The following is a 19,902-nucleotide window of genomic DNA, read 5'->3' as shown; positions in this document are numbered from 1 at the left end:
ACGAGAATTGGGGTGCGAACCCGACCGGCGACGACAAGAGTGTGCCAGTGCTGATCAGACTGCTCCGGGCGTACCTGCGCCCATATTCCCGACCGATCACCCTGCTGGTGCTCCTCCAGCTGGTGTCCACCCTCGCCGCGCTGTACCTGCCCACGCTCAACGCCGACATCATCGACCAGGGCGTGGTCAAGGGCGACACCGGCTACATCCTGCGCGTGGGCGCCGTGATGATCGGTGTCACCCTCGTCCAGGCAGTGTGCTCGATCGGCGCCGTCTACTACGGCGCCCGCACCGCGATGGCCTTCGGCCGCGACGTCCGCGCCGCCGTCTTCGACCGGGTGCAGAGCTTCTCCTCCCGGGAGGTCGGCCAGTTCGGCGCGCCCTCCCTGATCACCCGCACCACCAACGACGTCCAGCAGGTCCAGATGCTGGCCCTGATGAGCTTCACGCTGATGGTCGCCGCACCGATCATGTGCGTCGGCGGCATCATCATGGCGCTCAACCAGGACGTCCCGCTGTCCGGGCTGCTGCTCGCCGTCATCCCCCTGCTCGGCGTCGTCGTCACCCTGCTGGTCCGGGCGCTGCGCCCGAAGTTCCGCAGCATGCAGATGAAGATCGACACCGTGAACCGGGTGCTGCGCGAGCAGATCACCGGCATCCGGGTCATCCGCGCCTTCGTCAAGGACGACCACGAGCAGCACCGCTTCGGCGAGGCCAACGAGGACCTCACCCAAGTCGCCCGGCAGGTCGGCCGGCTGATGTCCGTGATGTTCCCGGCCGTGATGCTGGTCGTGAACGTCTCCAGCATCGCGGTGCTCTGGTTCGGCGCCCACCGCATCGACAGCGGCGACATGCAGATCGGCGCGCTCACCGCCTTCCTGTCCTACCTGATGCAGATCCTGATGAGCGTCATGATGGCCACCTTCATGTTCATGATGGTGCCGCGCGCCGAGGTCTGCGCCGAGCGCGTCCAGGAGGTCCTGGCCACCTCCTCCAGCGTCGTCCCGCCCGCCGCCCCGGTCACCGAACTGCTGCGCCGCGGCCACCTGGAACTGCGCGACGTCGACTTCCGCTACCCCGGCGCCGAGGCCCCGGTGCTGCGCGGCATCGAGCTCACCGCCCGCCCCGGCGAGACCACCGCCATCATCGGCTCCACCGGCAGCGGCAAGTCCACCCTGCTCGGCCTCGTCCCCCGGCTCTTCGACGCCACCTCCGGCCAGGTCCTGCTCGACGGTGTGGACGTGCGCGAGCTCTCCGCCGACGCCATCGCCGACAGCGTCGGCATCGTTCCGCAGAAGCCCTACCTGTTCACCGGAACCGTCGCCAGCAACCTCCGCTACGGCCGGCCCGACGCCACCGACGAGGAACTCTGGCACGCCCTGGAGATCGCCCAGGCCAAGGAGTTCGTCGAGAAGCTGACCGAGGGCCTGGACGCCCCGATCGCCCAGGGCGGCAGCAACGTCTCCGGCGGCCAGCGCCAGCGCCTGGCCATCGCCCGGGCCCTCGTCCGCCGCCCCGACGTCTACCTCTTCGACGACTCCTTCTCCGCGCTCGACTACGCCACCGACGCCAAGCTGCGCAAGGCCCTCGCCCGCGAGACCGCCGACGCCACCGTCCTGATCGTCGCCCAGCGCGTGTCCACCATCCGCGACGCCGACCGGATCATCGTCCTGGACGAGGGCGCCGTCGTCGGCACCGGAACCCACCACGAACTGATGGCCGACAACCCGACGTACCGGGAGATCGTGCTCTCCCAGCTCACCGAGCAGGAGGCGGCGTGACCACCCCCAAGAAGGACGCGGGCGGCATGACACCCCCCACGAAGGACGCGGGCGCCGACAAGCTCCCCAGCGACTCCCAGGCCGCCGCCGCCCGCCGCGGCCCCGCCGGACCGGGCCGCTTCATGGGCGGCCAGGGCACCGAGAAGTCCATGGACTTCAAGGGCTCCGGCAAGCGGGTGCTCGGCCTGCTGCGCCCCGAACGCAAGCTGCTGCTCGGCGTCCTGGCGCTGGGCCTGCTCGGCATCGGCTGCGCCGTCACCGGCCCCAAGATCCTCGGCGACGCCACCGACCTGATCTTCGCCGGCGTCATCGGCGCCCGCTTCCAGCCCGGCGCCTCCAAGGCCGAGGTCATCGCCGGGCTCCGCGCCCACGGCGAGGGCGGCATCGCCGACCTGCTCTCCGCGGTCGACTTCACCCCCGGCCACGGCATGGACTTCGGCGCCATCGGCTCCATCCTGCTCTGGGTGCTCGGCATCTACCTCGCCTCCGCCCTGTTCGGCATCGTCCAGGGCCGCCTGGCCACCAAGGCCATCCAGTCCGCCAGCTACCGGCTGCGCCAGGACGTCGAGGCCAAGCTCGCCCGGCTGCCGCTGAGTTACTTCGACAAGCAGCCGCGCGGCGAGGTGCTCAGCCGGGTCACCAACGACATCGACAACATCGGCCAGTCGATGCAGCAGACCATGGGACAGATCGTCAACTCGCTGCTCACCGTGGTCGGTGTGCTGGGGTTCATGTTCTGGATCTCCCCGCTGCTCGCCGCGATCGCCCTGGTCTCGGTGCCGCTGTCGGTGGTCGTCGCCGCCAAGGTCGGCAAGCGGGCCCAACCGCAGTTCGTCCAGCAGTGGAAGTCCACCGGCCAACTCAACGCCCACATCGAGGAGATGTACACCGGCCACACCCTGGTCAAGGTGTTCGGCCGGCAGCGCGAGTCCGCCGAGACCTTCCGCGAGCACAACGACGCGCTGTTCCACGCCAGCTTCCGCGCCCAGTTCATCTCCGGGATCATCCAGCCCGCGATGATGCTGATCGGCAACCTCCAGTACGTGCTGGTCGCGGTGGTCGGCGGCCTGCGGGTGGCCAGCGGCTCGCTGTCCATCGGCGACGTCCAGGCCTTCATCCAGTACTCCCGGCAGTTCAGCCAGCCGCTCACCCAGGTCGCCAGCATGGCCAACCTGGTGCAGTCCGGAGTCGCCTCCGCCGAGCGCGTCTTCGAACTGCTCGACGCCCCCGAGCAGAGCCCCGAGCCGGCCATGCCGGAGAAGCCCGACACCGTCCACGGCCGGGTCGCCTTCCAGGACGTGGCCTTCCGCTACGACCCCGACAAGCCCCTCATCGAGGACCTCTCGCTCAAGGTCGAACCCGGCCAGACGGTGGCCATCGTCGGCCCCACCGGCGCCGGCAAGACCACCCTGGTCAACCTGCTGATGCGGTTCTACGAGGTCAGCTCCGGCCGGATCACCCTCGACGGCACCGACATCGCCGCGATGTCCCGCGAGGACCTGCGCTCCGGCATCGGCATGGTCCTCCAGGACACCTGGCTGTTCGGCGGCACCATCGCCGACAACATCGCCTACGGCGCCGGCTCCGCCACCCGCGAACAGGTCGTCGAAGCCGCCAAGGCCGCCCACGTCGACCGCTTCGTCCGCACCCTCCCCGACGGCTACGACACCGTCATCGACGACGAGGGCACCGGCGTCAGCGCCGGCGAGAAGCAGCTGATCACCATCGCCCGGGCCTTCCTCGCCCAGCCGTCGATCCTCGTCCTCGACGAGGCCACCAGCTCGGTCGACACCCGCACCGAAGTCCTCATCCAACGGGCCATGGCCCGACTGCGCACCGGCCGCACCAGCTTCGTCATCGCCCACCGCCTCTCCACCATCCGCGACGCCGACGTCATCCTCGTCATGGAGAACGGCTCCATCGTGGAACAGGGCTCCCACGACGAGCTGATCGCCGCCGACGGCGCCTACGCCCGGCTCTACCAGGCGCAGTTCGCGGAGGCCGTGGCCGAGGTGGACTGATCCGTCCTCACGTGACGAGCCGGGGCGGACCCACCGCCCCGGCTCTTCGCTTTCCCCTCCACGGGCGCTACCTTGGCCCCCGTGACCGCACAGCCCGCCGCCACCGCCCAGGCCCCGGACGCCTTCGAGGCGAACCGCCGCTACCTCGGCTCGGTGGCCTACCGGCTGCTCGGCTCCCTCGCCGACGCCGAGGACGTCCTCCAGGACGCCTGGCTTCGCTGGCGCGACACCGACCGCGGCGCCGTCGACGACCCGCGCGCCTTCCTCACCACCGTGGTCACCCGGCTCTGCTACGACCAGCTGGGCTCCGCCCGGGCCCGCCGCGAGGCCTACTACGGCGAGTGGCTGCCCGAGCCGTCCGTTTCCTACGCGGACGGCCCCGACTCGCCCGCCGACCTGGCCGAACGCGGCGAGTCCGTCTCGCTCGCCCTGCTCGCCGTCCTGGAACGGCTCACCCCCGCCGAACGGGCCGCCCTCGTCCTGCACGACGTCTTCGCGGTCGGCTTCGACGACATCGCCGCCTCCCTGGACCGCACTCCGGACGCCACCCGCCAGCTCGCCTCCCGGGCCCGTCGCCGGCTCAAGGACGGCGGCCGGCCCACCGGCGGCACCGACCCGGCCGCACACCGCCGGGCCGTCGAGGCGTTCGCCTCCGCCAGCACCAGGGGCGACATCCTCGGCCTGATGGAGATCCTCGACCCGGACGTGGTCTGGCACGCCGACGGCGGCGGCATCGTCCGCGCCGCCGCCCGCCCGGTGCACGGCGCCGTCAAGGTGGCCCGCCTGGTGGCCGGCCTGGTCGAGAAGTGGTTCACCCCCGAGTTCGCCCTCGGCCCCGCGACGGTCAACGGCGAGCCCGGCCTGGTCTGGTACGAGAAGGCGACCGGCACCGTCGGCGGCGTGGTGGCCTTCGCCCTGGCCGGCGGGCGGATCGCCGAGGCGTACGTCGTGGTCAACCCCGAGAAGCTCGCCCGGATCGCCCCCGTCCAGGTGTGACGCAGGACACCGTCACACCCCGGCCGGCCACGTCGTCCCCTTCCCGAACAGCGCTCCACCGGAGCGCCCTCGCAAGGAGGCGGACGAGATGAGCAGCACCACCAGCACCGACCGGCGGATCGTCGTCCTGGGCGCCGGGTACGCCGGCCTCACCGCGGCCAAGGGCGCCGGACGGCACCGCGCCGTCACCCTGGTCGCCCCCGAGGAGCGGCTCCAGCACCGCGTCCGCCAGCACGAGACGGCAGCCGGCCGCGGCCGCGACTGGCCCGCCCTCGGCGACCTCGCCCGCGGCCGCCGGGTCGAGCACCACCGGGCCCGGGCCGTCGAACTCGACCCGGCCGGGCGCCAGGTCCTGCTGGACGACGGCACCACCCTCGGCTACGACACCCTGGTCTACGCCCTCGGCAGCCGCACCGCCTGGCACGGCGTCCCCGGCGCCTCCGAGCACGCCCACCCCGTGGAGCGCGCCCACGAGGTGCGGCGCCTGATCGACGGGGCCGAGCGCCCCGGCACCCTCGCCGTCGTCGGCGGCGGCGCCACCGGCATCGAACTGGCGGCCGAACTCGCCGAGGCCCACCCCCGCTGGCGGGTGCGGATCGTCTCGGCCGGACAGGTCGGCGGCTGGCTCTCGCCGCGCGGCCGGGCCCACGTCCGGCGAGTCCTCGACCGGCTCGGCGTCGCCGTCCACGAGAACGCCACCGTCACCGAGGTCACCCCCGACGGGCTGCGCACCGGCACCGGACCGATCGACGCCGAGCTCACCGTGTGGGCCGCCTCGATGGAACCCCACCCGCTGGGCGCCCGGGCCGGACTGGCCGTCGACGACCGCGGCCGGGCCCTGGTGGACGACCACCTGCGCTCGCTCTCGCACCCCGACATCCACGTGGTCGGCGACGCCGCCGCCGTCACCGTCCCCGGCGTCGGCACCCTGCGGATGGGCTGCGCCACCGCGCTGCCGCAGGGCAGGTACGTGGGCCGACTGCTCGACGGGCGCACCTCGGAGCCGTTCTCGTTCCGGTACGTGGCGCAGTGCCTCAGCCTCGGCCGGCGGGACGGGCTGCTCCAGCTGGTCCGCCCCGACGACTCCATGAAGCCCACCGTGCTCACCGGCACGGCGGGGCGGTTGGCCAAGGCCGGGATCGTCACCGGCGTGCTGGCCACGCTGAAGTAGGCCCGCACACGCGGAGGGGCCCGGACGGATGCCCGGGCCCCTCGCCGCATGCCGCTCGCGGCTACTTCTTGTCCTTCGGCCCCTCGGCGTCGGTGGACAGCGCGGCGATGAAGGCCTCCTGCGGGACCTCCACACTGCCGACCATCTTCATCCGCTTCTTGCCTTCCTTCTGCTTCTCCAGCAGCTTCCGCTTGCGGGAGATGTCACCGCCGTAGCACTTGGCGAGGACGTCCTTGCGGATGGCGCGGACCGTCTCACGGGCGATCACCCGGGAGCCGATGGCGGCCTGGATCGGCACCTCGAACTGCTGGCGCGGGATCAGCTTCTGCAGCTTGCCGGCCATCATCACGCCGTAGCTGTAGGCCTTGTCCTTGTGCACGATCGCGGAGAACGCGTCCACCGGGTCGCCGTGCAGCAGGATGTCGACCTTGACCAGCTGGGCGCTCTGCTCGCCGATGGGCTCGTAGTCGAGCGAGGCGTAGCCGCGGGTCTTGGACTTCAGCTGGTCGAAGAAGTCGAAGACGATCTCGGCGAGCGGCAGGGTGTAGCGCAGCTCGACCCGGTCCTCGGACAGGTAGTCCATGCCCTGGAGGTTGCCGCGACGCGACTGGCAGAGCTCCATGATCGCGCCGACGAACTCGTTCGGCGCCAGGATGGTGCCGCGCACGACCGGCTCGTAGACCTCGGAGATCTTGCCGGACGGGAACTCGCTCGGGTTGGTGACGGTGTGCTCGGTGCCGTCCTCCATCACCACCCGGTAGACCACGTTCGGGGCGGTGGAGATCAGATCGAGGTTGAACTCGCGCTCCAGGCGCTCCCGGATGATCTCCAGGTGCAGCAGGCCGAGGAAGCCGCAGCGGTAGCCGAAGCCGAGCGCGACCGACGTCTCCGGCTCGTACACCAGGGCGGCGTCGTTGAGGCGCAGCTTGTCCAGGGCGTCACGCAGCAGCGGGTAGTCCGAGCCGTCCAGCGGGTACAGGCCGGAGAACACCATCGGGCGCGGGTCCTTGTAGCCGCCGAGCGGCTCGGTGGCGCCCTTGTGCATCGAGGTGATCGTGTCACCGACCTTGGACTGCCGGACGTCCTTCACACCGGTGATGATGTAGCCCACCTCGCCGACGCCGAGGCCGTCGGCGACCTTCGGCTCCGGCGAGATGACGCCGATCTCCAGCAGCTCGTGGGTGGCGCCGGTGGACATCATCGCGATGCGCTCGCGCTTGGTGAGCTGACCGTCCACCACACGGACGTAGGTGACCACGCCACGGTAGGAGTCGTACACCGAGTCGAAGATCATCGCGCGGGCCGGGGCGTCCTTGACGCCGACCGGGGCCGGGACGGTGTTGACGATGTGGTCCAGCAGGTCCTCGACGCCGAGACCGGTCTTGGCGCTGACCTGGAGCACGTCGGAGGGGTCGCAGCCGATGATGTGGGCGATCTCGGCGGCGTACTTCTCCGGCTGGGCGGCCGGCAGGTCGATCTTGTTGAGGACCGGGACGATCGTGAGGTCGTTCTCCAGCGCCAGGTACAGGTTGGCGAGGGTCTGCGCCTCGATGCCCTGGGCCGCGTCGACCACCAGGATGGTGCCCTCGCAAGCCGCGAGGGAGCGGGACACCTCGTACGTGAAGTCCACGTGGCCGGGGGTGTCGATCATGTTGAGGATGTGCGTCGTCCCGGCGTCCGGCCCGGTCTTGGGGGCCCACGGCAGGCGGACCGCCTGCGACTTGATGGTGATGCCGCGCTCACGCTCGATGTCCATGCGGTCGAGGTACTGGGCGCGCATCTGCCGCGGGTCGACCACGCCGGTGATCTGCAGCATCCGGTCTGCGAGCGTCGACTTGCCGTGGTCGATGTGGGCGATGATGCAGAAGTTGCGGATCAGCGCCGGGTCGGTACGGCTGGGCTCTGGCACATTGCTGGGGGTCGCGGGCACCTTGGTCCGATTCTCCGTTGGTCCGGGGCCGGGGGTGTCCGGATCATCGCTGACCGGCTATCCCGGGGACCGGACAGTCTCGTCCGATCGAAATAGTTCCTCCCATCCTCCCACGACCGGGACCCGGGACGCCGTTCGGGCACCTCACAGCCTTCCGCGACCCCGGTGCGGGGCGGCAGGATGGCCCGTCATGATCCTCGAAAGCGCCCTGCTCGACGTCCTGCCAGGCCGGGAGGACGAGTTCCTCGCCGCCTTCGCCGAGGCCCGCCCGCTGATCGCCGTCCAGCGCGGCTTCCGCTCCCTGGAACTGCGCCGCTGCCTGGACGAGGGGCACGGCTCGCGCTTCCTGCTCCAGGTGGAGTGGGAGACCCTCGCCGACCACACCGAGGGCTTCCGCGGCTCGGCCGAGTACCTGCGGTGGCGCGAACTGCTGCACCGGTTCTACCGGCCGTTCCCGGAGGTCGAGCACTACGGGGAGCCGGTGCTGAGCGCCTAGCCGGGCCCGGACCGCGGGCGGTCCGGCGGTCCGTCCGGCGGTCCGTCCGGCGGTCCGTCCGGCGGCCGGTTTGGGGCGGGTGGCGGGCCCCTGGTAGCGTGGGCTGCTGCACCTGGCCCCGGCATGCCCTCTCAGCTGGTCCGGCGGCCACCCGGGTGCAGACCTCCCCAGCCTCCGGCCGGGGGGAACCCAGAACCCGTTCAGACAAGACTGAGGCTCTTTCGTGGCGAACATCAAGTCCCAGATCAAGCGCAACAAGACCAACGAGAAGGCGCGCCTGCGCAACAAGGCCGTCAAGTCCTCGCTGAAGACCGCCCTGCGCAAGGCCCGCGAGGCCGCTGCCGCCGGTGAGACCGAGAAGGCCGCCGTGCTGGCCCGCGCCGCCTCCAAGGCGCTGGACAAGGCCGTGAGCAAGGGCGTCATCCACGCCAACCAGGCCGCCAACAAGAAGTCGGCCATCACCAAGCGCGTCAACACCGCCGTCCAGGCCTGACGCCCCCGGGGGCTGCATGCCCCCACCACCCCGGAGCGACCCGGCCCTCTACCCGGAACTCCGAGGTGTGCGAGACTCGCACCGTACGCGGCCTGCGTTCGCCACGCGGGTGCGGTGCACAACAGCTTCAGCTGTACGACAGGCGCCGTGATCGGCCTCCTCCGGGAGGCGGACCACGGCGCCTGTCGCGTTCCACGCGCCGGCCGCTATGGTCGATCACGCGCGACCGTGGGTGCGGGGAGCACCCTCGGTGCCGGTCCACAGGGGGGACTTCCATGACGACGCCACCACCACCGCCGCCGTCCTCGGCACCGCACGGACCGGGGCCGGCGCCCGGGTACGGGTTTCCGCAGCAGCCGGGTGCGCCGGGGGTTCCGGGACCGCCGGGGGCCGGGACTCCCGTACCGGGGGCGGCGGGGCCGGTCGTGGGCGGGTTCGGGCCGCCGACCGGGCTGCCGGGTGCACCGGGGCTTCCGGGTACACCGGGGCTTCCGGGTGCACCGAGCGCGCCGGGTGGCGGCGCGGTGCCGCGGAAGGGCGGGAACCTGCGCCGAAACGCCGTCTGGGCCTTCGTCGGCGCGCTCCTCGCCTCGGCCGGCTGGACCACCGCCGTGCTGGCCGTCCCGGACCTGGTCAGCAGCGACTCCTCGCCGCGCAGCCTCGGCAACTACCACCTCTCCGACGACTTCTGCGCCACCGCGAAGCCCTCCCGGCTGCTGGAGACGTACTCCGTCACCAACGATGCCAACTCGCCGTCCCACCACACCGACCGGAACCCGGCGCTGGACAGCATGAACTGCTCGATGTCGCTCAAGCGGACCGGCGGCAACAGCGACAGCGAGTTCGCCTCCGTCTACATCCGCGCCGACCTGCACAAGGCCGTCAACCCCGGGCCCGAGCTCAAGGCCAACAAGGAGCTCTACCGGGCCCGGGGCTACCAGGTCACCGACATCAGCGGGATCGGCGACGAGGCCTACTTCCTGTACAAGGACGACGGCTCGTCGACGTACCACAGCCTCTACGCCGAGATGGACATCCGCGACGGCGGGATGACCTTCTACCTCACGTACAACGCCAGTTACACCCAGGGGAAGAGCACCCCGCCGTCCATGACCGAACTCCGCAACGACCTGCAGACCGACGCGGACAACGCCGTACGTGCCATGCGGAAGTAGCGGCCTGGGGCCGGGGGTCTGGGGTCTGGGGGTCCGGGGGCGGGGACGGTCAGTAGGACGGCCGGGAGCCGGCCCGGGCGGCCTTGGCGACGGCGACCACCGCGCGCTCCAGGGCGTAGGCCGGGTCGGCCGAACCGCCCTTGACGTCGGCGTCGGCCCGGGCGATGGCCGTCAGCGCGGTGGCCACCGCGTCGCCCGTCCAGCCGCGCATCTGCTGGCGGACCCGGTCCACCTTCCACGGCGGCATGCCCAGCTCTCGGGCCAGGTCGGCCGGGCGCATGTTCCGCCCGGTCGTCGCCAGCCGCCCGATGCTGCGCACACCGGAGGCCAGCGCGTAGGTGATGCCGGTCGGCGGCTGGCCGACGGCCAGCGCCCAGCGCAGCCGCTCCAGCGCCTCCGCCGCCCGGCCGGTGACGGCCAGGTCGGCCACCTCGAATCCGGTCGCCTCGGCCCGGCCGCTGTAGTAGCGGGCCACCACCGTGTCGTCGATCGCGCCCTCGACATCCGAAGTCAACTGACTGCAGGCGGCGGCGAGTTCGCGCAGATCGCTGCCGAGCGAGTCCAGCAGCGCCTGGCAGGCCTCCGGGGTCGCGGAGCGGCCCAGGGTACGGAACTCGCCCTTGACGAAGGCCAGTCGCTCGCTCGCCTTGGCCAGCTTGGCGCAGGCCACCTCACGCCCGCCCGCTTTGCGGCCGGCGTCCAGCAGGCCCTTGCCCTTGGCCCCGCCAGCGTGCACCAGCACCATGATCACTTCTTCGGCCGGGGCCTCGATGTACGCCTTGACCTCCTTCACGGAGTCGGCGGAGAGGTCCTGCGCGGCCCGGACCACGATCACCTTGCGCTCGGCGAACAGCGAGGGCGTGGTCAGCTCGGCCAGGCTGCCGGGCTGCAGCGCGCCGGGCGGCAGGTCCCGCACGTCGGTGTCCGGGTCCGCCGCCTTGGCCGCGGCCACCACCTGGGCGACCGCGCGGTCCAGCAGCAGCTCCTCCTGGCCGACCGCGAGGGTCAGCGGGGCGAGCAGGTCGTCGGGTGCACTCTTCCTGGCCATCGCCTACCAGCATCCCACGCGCCGCGGACACTCCCGCCCGACGACCGAGGCCGACCGGCACGGGGCGCGACCGGGCTCGACCGGGGCGGGACCGATCTGGGGCGCGACGATCCGGGGCGCGACGGGGACAGGGCGACAGGGCGACAGGGCGACAGGGCGACCCGACTGCCCGGCCCCTACCGCCAGACCACCGGGCCCGCCCTGGAGAATGACCCGGTGACCGAGAACCACACCACCGACCTCCCGGACGTCGGCGACCCGTTCGTCCGCCAGCTGCTCGTCCTGCCCGACCGCGACACCGCCGACGAGGCCGCCGAGGAACTCTCCGCCGCCCACCCCGACCTCGGCGACCTGGAGATCGTCCGCGACGCCCTGGCCGGCGAGGACGACGCCGAGGACGCCCAGTGGCTGGTCGTCCTCGACCCGCCGTCCGACGGATGGACCCCGGCCCTCCTGCACGCCCTCGACACCCTGGCCACTTCGTACGAGGGCTGGCGCGAAGAGGCCTGACCGGGCTCGCCGCCCGCCCGTGGAGCCCGGGGGCCTGGATGTCCGGATGTCCGGATGTCCGGATGTCCGGATTCGGGGGGCCGGGGTGGGGGGCCGGGGTGGGGGCCGGGGTCGGGATGTTCAGCGCGGGAGCACCCAGTCCGGCCGCCACGTCCCGGCGGCGTCATGAGCGGGCGTCGCCGCGGCCAGGTAGGCGCGGAGGGTGGACAGGGCCGGGTGGGGGTTGTCCTGGTGCCACAGCAGCGAGTGCGGGTAGACGAGCGTCGGGTCCGTCACCGGGATGCGGCGCAGACCGTGCCCAGCCGGCCAGACCAGGCGGGTGCGCTCGCTCATGAAGGTCGCCAGGGCCGGGGTGTCGGCGACGGTGTCCAGGAGCGCGTCGGAGCCGAAGTTCGGGCCGGTCGCCTCGATGGTGAGGCCGAACTCGGCGACGAGGTCGTCGTAGTAGGCGGCCCACTCGGTGCCCGGAGCGATGCCGGGCATCCAGATCCGGTGCCCAGCGAGCTGGGCGACGGTCACCGAACGGGCGCCTGCCAGCGCGTGGGCTGGCCCGGTGAGGAGCTGCAGCGGCTCGTCGAGCACCCGGACGGACTCGACGTCCTCCGGGAACGGGCGGCCGGGCGCGGCCACCGCGCGGAAGGACGCGTCGATCGCCCCCGAGCGGATCGCGGTGACGGCCGCCTCGACGTCGAACAGCATCACCACGTCCAGATCGACCTCGGGGTGCGCGCGGTGGAAGTCCCGCATAAGCCCCGAGCCCGCGCCGCGCGAGGCGATGATGTCGACCCGCAGCGGCCGGCGGCCGGTGCGCACCGAGGCCACCGCGCGCTCGGCGGCCCGCAGCAGATCCCGGGCGTGCGGCAGGAACGCCTGCCCGTCGATGGTGAGTTCGGCACCGCGCGGGGTGCGGGTGAACAGCCGCACCCCGAGATCCCGCTCCAGCGTGGCGATGCGCTTGGAGACGGCCTGCTGAGTGATCGACAGGTCGGCGGCGGCCTTCTGGAACTGGCCGGCGTCCGCGGCGGCGGCGAAGGTGCGTACGGCTTCGAGGTCCACGTCGGCCCACCTTAGTGAACAACGAATGGTTGTACGGAGACCGGAAAGCGGTTGTTTGACCTGCGCTCGCGCAGCTCGGTTAGCTCTCACCAGTCAACGTCGGATTGTGCGGATGAGATACCGAGGGAGCGCGCCGGACATGCGGGGTGTAGTGGGCAGAAGACCGCTCGGGCAGGGGTTCGGTTGGCTGTGGGCGGCGTACGCGGTGAGCGCGTACGGCTCCGGGCTGGGCTTCGGGGCGCTCCCGCTGCTGGCCGTCCTGGTGCTGCACGCCGGACCGGCCGAGGTCTCCGCGCTCTCCGCGGTGGGGCCCGCGATGGGCGCGCTGATCGCGGTACCGCTCGCGCCCTGGGTGGAGTTCCGGCGCAAGCGCCCGGTGATGATCGCCATGGACCTCGCCCGCTTCGCCGCCATGGCGACGATCCCCCTCGCCTACGCCCTCGGACGGCTCGGCTTCGTCCAACTCCTCGTCGTCTCGGCCGTGGTCGCCGCCGCCAAGATCGCGTTCAACGCCGCCAGCGGCGCCCACCTCAAGGCCCTCGTCCGGCCCGAGGACCTGCTGGTGGCCAACGCCCGCTTCGAATCCACCAACTGGAGCTCCATCGCGATCGGCCCCCCACTGGGCGGCGCGGCCATCGGCCTCTTCGGGCCCGTCACCACCGTGATCGCCGACGCGCTCAGCTATCTGCTCTCCGCCCTGGGCATCACCGCCATCCGCGACCGGGAGGAACCTCCCCGACCGCCCGCCGTCAGCCCGGCACGGGCGGGCGGCGAAAGCCCGGCACGGGCGGGCGCGCTGCTCGACGGCTGGCGGCACATCCTCGGCGACCCCGCCCTGCGGGCGCTCTACCTCAACAACCTGCTCGTCGGCGGGCTGATCATGGCCACCGAACCGGTGCTGGCCGTCCTCATGCTGCGCCAACTCCACTTCCCGCCGTGGCAGTACGGCCTCGCCTTCGCCGCGCCCTGCCTCGGCGGACTCATCGGGTCCCGACTGGCCCGGCGCGTCGTGGCCAGCTACGGCCGGCACCGGGTCTTCCGAACCGTCGGCACCCTGCGCGCCGTCTGGCTGATCGGCCTGGTCCTCGTCCGCCCCGGCATGGTCGGCCTGCTCACCGTGATGGCCGTCGAGCTGGCGATCATCGTCAACATGAGCCTCTACAACCCGGTGCTCGCCACCTACCGGCTCGAACGCACCCCCAAGCACCGCCTCGCTCGCACCCTCTCCGCCTGGTCCATCGGCCAACAGGCCGCCATCGCCACCTGCACCGCCCTCGGTGGCCTCCTCGCCGCCACCACCGACCCACGCACCGCCCTCGCAGTCGCCGGCCTGCTCATCCTGGCCACCCCGCTCCTCCTCCCCCGCCACACCCACTCACCGAGCCCGCAACCCTCGCACGCCACCTCCTGACCGTCCCTCCCGCCCGGACCCACCAAGTCGTCCATGCGCCCTCCGCGGCCTTCAACCGCGACTCGCAGTCGGGAACGCTGCTCCACCCGGTGCGGAAGGAGGACCCTCTTGCGGCACGTTCCGGGTCGGCCCGGAACGCGCCGCAATTCACTTTCCCCGGGGCCCCCGCCCCCTCCCACCCTCCCTCCACCTCCCCCGCCCCCTGCCCACCCCACCTGGTGGAGGGAAGAGGAGAGCGGGGTCACGGGGGCGGGGCGCGGGACTTGCGGGTGGAGCTCCCGGAGGTGGAGTGCCCCGAGCGGGTCGCGTGGGCGGGCTGGGGGTGGACGGCAACGGCGAGGGTGGACGGGGAGTCACCCGTCACGGCAATGTCCCCCGCGCGGTCGGTACGCAGGACGGTGGCACCCAGCGCGCGCAGGCGGTCGACCGTACGGGGTGAAGGATGCCCGTACGCGTTGCCCTCGCCGCAGGAGATCAGGGCGAGCCGGGGCCTCAGGGCACCGGTCAGGTCCCAGTCCTGATGCGCCGAGCCGTGGTGCGCCACCTTCAGGACGTCGACCCGGCCCAAACGCCCCAACAGGGCGGACTGGGCCGGCGGTTCGAGGTCACCGAGCAACGCCATCCGCAGACCGCCGGCCAGCGACACCACCAGTGCCACACTCGCGTTGTTCGCACCTGGCGCGTCAACGACCGCCCCGGGAACGGGCCACACCACGTCCCAAGCCAGCCCCGCACCGACCGAGCGCCGCTCACCACGGCCCGCCCGCAGCAGCGGAACGGCGGCCCCGGCCGCCCACGCCGTCACCCGGGCCGCCTCGCCCGGTGGGTCGTCCAGCACCGTGCCCTCGACCGCGCCGACCCGGCGCCCCCGCAACACCCCTGGCACGCCCTCGACATGGTCCGCATGGAAGTGGGTCAGCAGCAGGAGCGGCACTCTGGTGACACCGAGCTCGCGCAGGCACCGATCGGCGGCGTCCGGATCCGGCCCGGTGTCGACCACCACCGCACTGTCCGGAACACCGGTGGCAAGGGCCAACATGTCTCCCTGCCCGACGTCACACATCGCCAGCCGCCACCCCGGCGGCGGCCAGCCCGTGGCGATCCGGGCGAGCTGCGGCGGGCGCAGCAGTACGGCCAGCAGCACCACCAGCAGCGCGCCCGTCACCACGGCCCGGGCCCAGCGCCGCCGGACACGCACCGGCCGGCCGGGTTCCGTCCGTCGGGGCAGTAGCAGCGGCGCCGCCCAGCAGGCGGCCAGGGTCACCAGGGCGACCGTGACCACCCCGAACCAGCCGCCGGGCCATGGCAGTTGACCGCCGGGCAGCTCGGCCCCCCGCCGTCCGACGAAGGCCAGCCAACTGGCCGGCACCCCGGCCGGCTCGGCCAGCAGCCGGGCCAGGGACGGGAAGAGCGGCTGCAGGGCGAGCACTCCGAAGCCGAGCAGTGTCGCCGGAGCCACCGCCAGTTCGGCCAGCAGGTTGCACGGGACCGCGACCAGGCTGATGTGCCCGGACAGCACCACCGTCACCGGCGCGCACAGCGCCTGCGCCGCCGCCGTGGCCGCCAGCGCACCCGCCAGGTGGTGCGGCCAGCGCCGGGCCCGCAGGGACTCGGCCCAGGGCGGACCGAGCACCAGCAGCCCGGCGGTGGCGAGCACCGAGAGCAGGAAGCCGTAGGAGCGGGCCAGGAACGGATCCAGTAGGACGAGGACCAGTACGGCCCCGGCGAGCGCGGGTACGGCCTGGCGGGGGCGGCCGGTGGCCAGGGCCAGCATGCCGATCAGTCCCGTCCCGGCTGCCCGCAGCACGCTGGGCTCGGGTCGGCAGACGGTCACGAAGGCCAGCACCAGCCCCGTGCCGAGCAGCGCGCTGGTGCGCAGCGACAGCCCCAGCAGCGCGGCCAGTCCACGCCGTTCCGCGGTGCCGGCCTGGCCGGGTGCGCCCAGCAGTACGCCGAGGACGATCGCCAGGTTGGCCCCGCTGACCGCCACCAGGTGCACCAGGTCGGTGGCCCGGAAGGCGTCCACCAGGTCGTCGGGCAGCCGCGAGGTGTCGCCGACGACCAGCCCCGGGAGCAGTCCGCGCGCGTCCGGCGGGAGCCCGTCGCTGGCCGTGCGCAGTCCCTCGCGCAGCCGCCCGGCGATCCGCTGCGGCAGGCTCGGCGGCGCGAGCTGCCGGGGCGGGCCGTGGGCGACCAGCAGTGCTGCGGACTCGGTGTCGTGGCCCTCCCCCGCCGGACGCACTTCGGCCTCGACGGCCAGCCGCTCGGACGGCAGCAGCCGCAGCCAGGGCTCGGTCTCCGGACCACGGACCATGACGGTCACCGGGGTGTGTGTCCGGGTGGGTCGCCCGCCCGGGAGGACGGTGGCACGGTCGGCCACGGCCTCGACGGTGAGCAGGGTCTGTCCGCCGGTGGTACCGCCCCGGGAGGTGTGGACCTTCGGGTCGCCCTCGACGGTCAGCTCCACCTCCACCGCCGGGGCGGGCTCGCCCGGGGAGCGCGGGGGCGCCTGTTCGGCCGCGCGGGCGAGTTCCGGCAGGGGCCCCCGGTGCAGGTCGGCGGTGTGCAGCGGGGTCGCGATCGCGGCCGCCGCGCCGGAGAGCAGCACGGCTGCCAGCGCCACCGCGGCACCGCGCCGGCGCTGCTGGCCCGGCCGGGCCAGCAGCAGGACGGCCGCGAGCACGGCGCCGCCGGCCAGCGCGAAGAGCGCCGGCTCGGCTCCCGGCCCGAGGGGCAGGAGCACCGCCGTGACCAGCCAGGCCGAGACGGCGGGCAGCAGCAGCCGGAAGTCGGGACCTGAGGAACGGGGACGCGGGAGCGAAGCGGTGGTGGCGGACAAGGCGGTACCTCCCTTCGGGGGCGGCGCGGCGGAGGAGGGAACGGGCGTCAGAGGGTGAGCAGCGGACGGAGTTCCGCGAATGTTCGGGTGCCGATCCCGCTGACCTGCCGGAGCTGGTCGATCGAGCGGAACGAGCCGTGCGAGGTGCGGTAGGCGAGGATGCGCTGGGCGAGGGTCGGGCCGACGCCGGGGAGGGAGTCGAGCTGTTCGAGGGTGGCGCGGTTGAGGCTGACGGGTGATCGGGGCGTACCGGCGCCGGACAGTACGCCCGGGCCGGCGGGGACCGGAACGGGCACCGGGGCCGACACCTGCTCGCCGACCAGGATCTGCTCACCGTCCGTCAGGACGCGGGCCAGGTTGAGGCCCCGGGTGTCCGTGTCCGGCAGCGGGCCGCCGGCCGCCCTCAGGGCGTCGGCCACCCGCGATCCGCCGGGCAGGGTGTGCAGGCCCGGCACGTGGACCCGGCCGCCGATGTCGATGACCACGGCGGCCTCGGCCCCCGGGCCCGCGGCAACCGCCGGCGGACCGGCCCCGCTGCCGGGCGGGCCGTCGCTCGCAGCCGGGCCCGGCTCCGGCGGCACCGAGGCCCCGGCCAACGCCGGTACGGCCACCGCCTCCGGCCTGGCCAGCCAGAAGTGCTGCACGGCGTAACCCACCGCGAAGAGCAGCAGGATCGTCAGCCCGGCCACCGCCCGTCGGTCGAGCGCCAGCACCGAGGCGAACCGCAGGCGCGCCCCGGCCCCCGGCGGATCGGGAAGGACCGCCGCTCCCGGAGGCGGCGCTGCCGGCTCCCCCGGCGCTGCGGGAGGCGCCGGAGCGGGTGACGGCGGCACGGCAGCGGCCCGATCGGCACCCACCGGCTCGCCGTCCGTACCCACCGGCTCGCCGTCCGTCGGCAGCAGCGCCGCCATCCGCAGCCGCACCGTCTCGTTGATCGCTTGGCGCTTCGCCGCGCCCAGGCCCAAGGTCGTCATGGCGAGGACGCTAGGAGCCCTCCGGCGGGCGTGCGGGAATTACCGAAACCCTGTGGATAACCCGGGGGTTGTGGATAAAAACGGTCACTCACACGAGTGGCCGCCCCTCCCCGAAATTGACCGGCGCACGACGCCCCAAGCCACCGCCCCACCTCACGCCCCGCCCCCCCGCCTCAGCGCGGCGCGACCACCACCGCCAGCAAGCCGGGCCCGACGTGCGCGCCGATCACCGCCCCCACCTCGCCCACGTACAGCTCTCGCAGCCCCGGCACCCGCATCCGCAGCCGCTCCGCGAGCGGCTCGGCCCGTTCCTCGGCCGCCAGGTGGTGCACGGTGATGTCCACCTCGCCCTCCCCCGAGCGCTCGACCGCGATCTCCTCCAGCCGGGCGATCGCCCGCGACGCCGTCCGCACCTTCTCCAGCGGCTCGATCCGCCCCCCGTCCAGGTGCAGCAGCGGCTTGACCGCCAGCGCCGACCCGAGCAGTGCCCGCGCCGCCCCGATCCGCCCGCCCCGACGCAGGTGCTCCAGGGTGTCCACGTAGAAGAAGCCGCTGGTCCCGGCCGCCCGCCGGGTCGCGGCCTCGGCCGCCTCCGCCAGTCCCCGGCCGTCCGCGATGGCCTCGGCCGCCGCCAGCACCCCGTAGCCGAGGGCCATGCCGACCAGGCGGCTGTCCACCACCCGCACCGGTACGGGCGCCTCGGCGGCCGCCAGCCGGGCGGCCTCGACCGTGCCGGAGAGCTCGCCGGAGATGTGCACCGAGACGATCCCCTTCGCCCCGGCCTCGGCGGCCGCCCGGTAGGTGGCGGCGAAGGTCTCCGGGTTGGGCCGGGAGGTGGTCACCCGCTGTTTCGAGCGCAGCGCCTCGGCGACGTCCTTCGGGGAGATCTCGACGCCCTCGCAGAGGACCGAGTCACCGACCGCGACGCTCAGCGGAACCACCGTGATCCCGTACCGGTCGAGGGAGTCCTGCGGCAGATAGGCCGTGGAATCGGTGACAAGTGCGAGGTCGGAGGGCATGAGGCGGAGATTACTCCCCGTTCGTCCGGGAGGACAGCGCCCGCACGCGCTCCCCCGCAGGCCGGGCGCGCACCGCCCGGCAGGCCCGGACGCGCACCGGGGTCAGCCCGCCGACGGCCCCGTCGAGGTGCCCGTCGACGGCTTCCGCAGCCGCTGCGCCAGCTTCGCCAGCGGGTCGGCCAGCCCGAGCAGGTCCTCGGCGCTCGGCCGCCCCTTCCCGTCCGTCAGCCCCGCCCGAGCGGCCTCACCACTCCCCGACGCACCCACTCCGGAAGCCCCAGCGGAACCGGCAGAACCAGCAGAACCGGCACCCCCCGAGTCCCAGTGCCGCAGCGCCCCCGCCTCGCTCTCGCACTCCTGGCTCAGCCGGCTCAGCTCGTCGTCCGCGAACCGGTGCATACGGTCCTGCGCCGCCCACCTCATGGTCTCCGCCGCGTGGGTGATCCGCTCCGCCCGTTCCCGCAGCTCCGGCAGCTTGGCCGCGATCCGGGCGGTGCCCGGCTCACGCTCCAGCAGCCGCAGTTCGCCGTCCAGCTCGGCCGCGTGCGCGTCCAGCCGGGTCAGCAGCGCGAGGGACTCGCCGAGCTGGCTGTCGTCCGCCAGTCCGCCCTCCAGCACCTGCCGAGTGCCGTCGAGCGCGGTGCGCAGCTTGAGGCGGACGGTGGCGATCTGCGCGGGCGGGCCGACCTTGGTGTAGGTCTTCGCCTTGAGGGTGGCGGTCTCGACGGCGCGCCGCGCGTTGGCCTCGTGCTTCTCGACCTTCGCGGCGACGGCCTTGGCCGCCTTCACCGTGCCGACCACGGCCAGGACGAGCGTCGCGATCCCGAAGAGCAGGACCAAGCCGACCATCACGCCGAACACGTCCATCGCGCGCCACCTTCCGCCACCGTTCCGGCCCCCGACGGCCCAACGCGGGCCGCATTGCCGTGGGTTCCACCGTAGCCGTGGCACCGGGCCGGAGGGCAGTGCGAGGGGGTCCGAC

The 19,902-nt window shown here is 73.1% G+C and carries 16 protein-coding genes; 9 read left to right on the top strand and 7 right to left on the bottom strand.

Features of this window, described 5'->3' with window-relative positions; genetic code table 11:
- The first annotated feature begins 47 nt into the window (after positions 1–47).
- From ACZ7BZ_RS07920 to ACZ7BZ_RS07905, 4 genes are all read left to right on the top strand, one after another.
- A complete protein-coding gene (locus ACZ7BZ_RS07920) occupies positions 48–1,781 on the top strand; it encodes an ABC transporter ATP-binding protein (RefSeq protein WP_470357616.1) in 1,734 nt (577 codons plus the stop codon).
- Between the two features lie 26 nt (positions 1,782–1,807).
- Positions 1,808–3,802: an ABC transporter ATP-binding protein gene (locus tag ACZ7BZ_RS07915; RefSeq protein WP_470357797.1), complete on the top strand. Its 1,995-nt coding sequence runs from the start codon at positions 1,808–1,810 to the stop codon at positions 3,800–3,802.
- An 81-nt stretch (positions 3,803–3,883) separates the two neighbouring features.
- Complete coding sequence (gene sigJ, locus ACZ7BZ_RS07910; protein ID WP_470357615.1) at positions 3,884–4,798, top strand: RNA polymerase sigma factor SigJ; 915 nt, start codon at positions 3,884–3,886, stop codon at positions 4,796–4,798.
- 88 nt (positions 4,799–4,886) lie between these two features.
- On the top strand, positions 4,887–5,969 hold the full coding sequence (locus ACZ7BZ_RS07905) for an NAD(P)/FAD-dependent oxidoreductase (protein WP_470357614.1): 1,083 nt from the start codon (positions 4,887–4,889) through the stop codon (positions 5,967–5,969).
- 61 nt (positions 5,970–6,030) lie between these two features.
- Here the strand turns inward: ACZ7BZ_RS07905 and lepA are convergent, their stop codons facing one another.
- Positions 6,031–7,899 carry a translation elongation factor 4 gene (gene lepA, locus ACZ7BZ_RS07900; RefSeq protein ID WP_380455497.1) on the bottom strand — a complete coding sequence of 623 codons (1,869 nt, stop codon included), beginning with the start codon at positions 7,897–7,899 and terminating at the stop codon, positions 6,031–6,033.
- Positions 7,900–8,089: 190 nt separating this feature from the next.
- Here lepA and ACZ7BZ_RS07895 point away from each other — a divergent pair, with 190 nt between their 5' ends.
- The 3 genes from ACZ7BZ_RS07895 to ACZ7BZ_RS07885 all read left to right on the top strand — a co-directional run bounded on the left by ACZ7BZ_RS07895 (position 8,090) and on the right by ACZ7BZ_RS07885 (position 10,063).
- Entirely contained in the window at positions 8,090–8,395 is a 306-nt protein-coding gene (locus ACZ7BZ_RS07895; RefSeq protein WP_470357613.1) for an antibiotic biosynthesis monooxygenase family protein, read from the top strand.
- A gap of 223 nt (positions 8,396–8,618) precedes the next feature.
- The gene (rpsT, locus tag ACZ7BZ_RS07890) at positions 8,619–8,888 is read left to right on the top strand and encodes a 30S ribosomal protein S20 (protein ID WP_045938443.1); all 270 of its coding nucleotides are present in this window, start codon (positions 8,619–8,621) and stop codon (positions 8,886–8,888) included.
- A 524-nt stretch (positions 8,889–9,412) separates the two neighbouring features.
- A complete protein-coding gene (locus tag ACZ7BZ_RS07885) occupies positions 9,413–10,063 on the top strand; it encodes a hypothetical protein (protein ID WP_470357612.1) in 651 nt (216 codons plus the stop codon).
- Between the two features lie 49 nt (positions 10,064–10,112).
- On the opposite strand, the gene holA is transcribed toward ACZ7BZ_RS07885, so the two are convergent.
- Entirely contained in the window at positions 10,113–11,111 is a 999-nt protein-coding gene (gene holA / locus ACZ7BZ_RS07880) for a DNA polymerase III subunit delta (RefSeq protein ID WP_465741925.1), read from the bottom strand.
- Positions 11,112–11,327: 216 nt separating this feature from the next.
- Between holA and ACZ7BZ_RS07875 the strand changes: the two genes are divergently transcribed.
- Entirely contained in the window at positions 11,328–11,621 is a 294-nt protein-coding gene (locus ACZ7BZ_RS07875) for a hypothetical protein (RefSeq protein ID WP_470357611.1), read from the top strand.
- Between the two features lie 120 nt (positions 11,622–11,741).
- Here ACZ7BZ_RS07875 and ACZ7BZ_RS07870 read toward each other — a convergent pair whose 3' ends face one another.
- Complete coding sequence (locus ACZ7BZ_RS07870; protein WP_470357610.1) at positions 11,742–12,677, bottom strand: LysR family transcriptional regulator; 936 nt, start codon at positions 12,675–12,677, stop codon at positions 11,742–11,744.
- A gap of 139 nt (positions 12,678–12,816) precedes the next feature.
- Here ACZ7BZ_RS07870 and ACZ7BZ_RS07865 point away from each other — a divergent pair, with 139 nt between their 5' ends.
- Positions 12,817–14,088 (top strand): MFS transporter, encoded by a 1,272-nt coding sequence (locus tag ACZ7BZ_RS07865; RefSeq protein ID WP_470357609.1) that lies wholly within the window; start codon positions 12,817–12,819, stop codon positions 14,086–14,088.
- A 241-nt stretch (positions 14,089–14,329) separates the two neighbouring features.
- Here the strand turns inward: ACZ7BZ_RS07865 and ACZ7BZ_RS07860 are convergent, their stop codons facing one another.
- From ACZ7BZ_RS07860 to ACZ7BZ_RS07845, 4 genes are all read right to left on the bottom strand, one after another.
- Positions 14,330–16,927: a ComEC/Rec2 family competence protein gene (locus ACZ7BZ_RS07860; RefSeq protein ID WP_470357608.1), complete on the bottom strand. Its 2,598-nt coding sequence runs from the start codon at positions 16,925–16,927 to the stop codon at positions 14,330–14,332.
- Positions 16,928–16,974: 47 nt separating this feature from the next.
- The gene (locus tag ACZ7BZ_RS07855) at positions 16,975–17,901 is read right to left on the bottom strand and encodes a helix-hairpin-helix domain-containing protein (RefSeq protein ID WP_470357607.1); all 927 of its coding nucleotides are present in this window, start codon (positions 17,899–17,901) and stop codon (positions 16,975–16,977) included.
- A gap of 173 nt (positions 17,902–18,074) precedes the next feature.
- Complete coding sequence (locus tag ACZ7BZ_RS07850) at positions 18,075–18,920, bottom strand: DegV family protein (protein ID WP_470357606.1); 846 nt, start codon at positions 18,918–18,920, stop codon at positions 18,075–18,077.
- A gap of 102 nt (positions 18,921–19,022) precedes the next feature.
- Positions 19,023–19,787 (bottom strand): hypothetical protein, encoded by a 765-nt coding sequence (locus ACZ7BZ_RS07845; protein WP_470357605.1) that lies wholly within the window; start codon positions 19,785–19,787, stop codon positions 19,023–19,025.
- Positions 19,788–19,902 lie beyond the last annotated feature (115 nt).

The organism is Kitasatospora sp. NPDC036934, from assembly GCF_055608425.1.
This window is presented reverse-complemented; position numbering and strand designations above follow the sequence as displayed.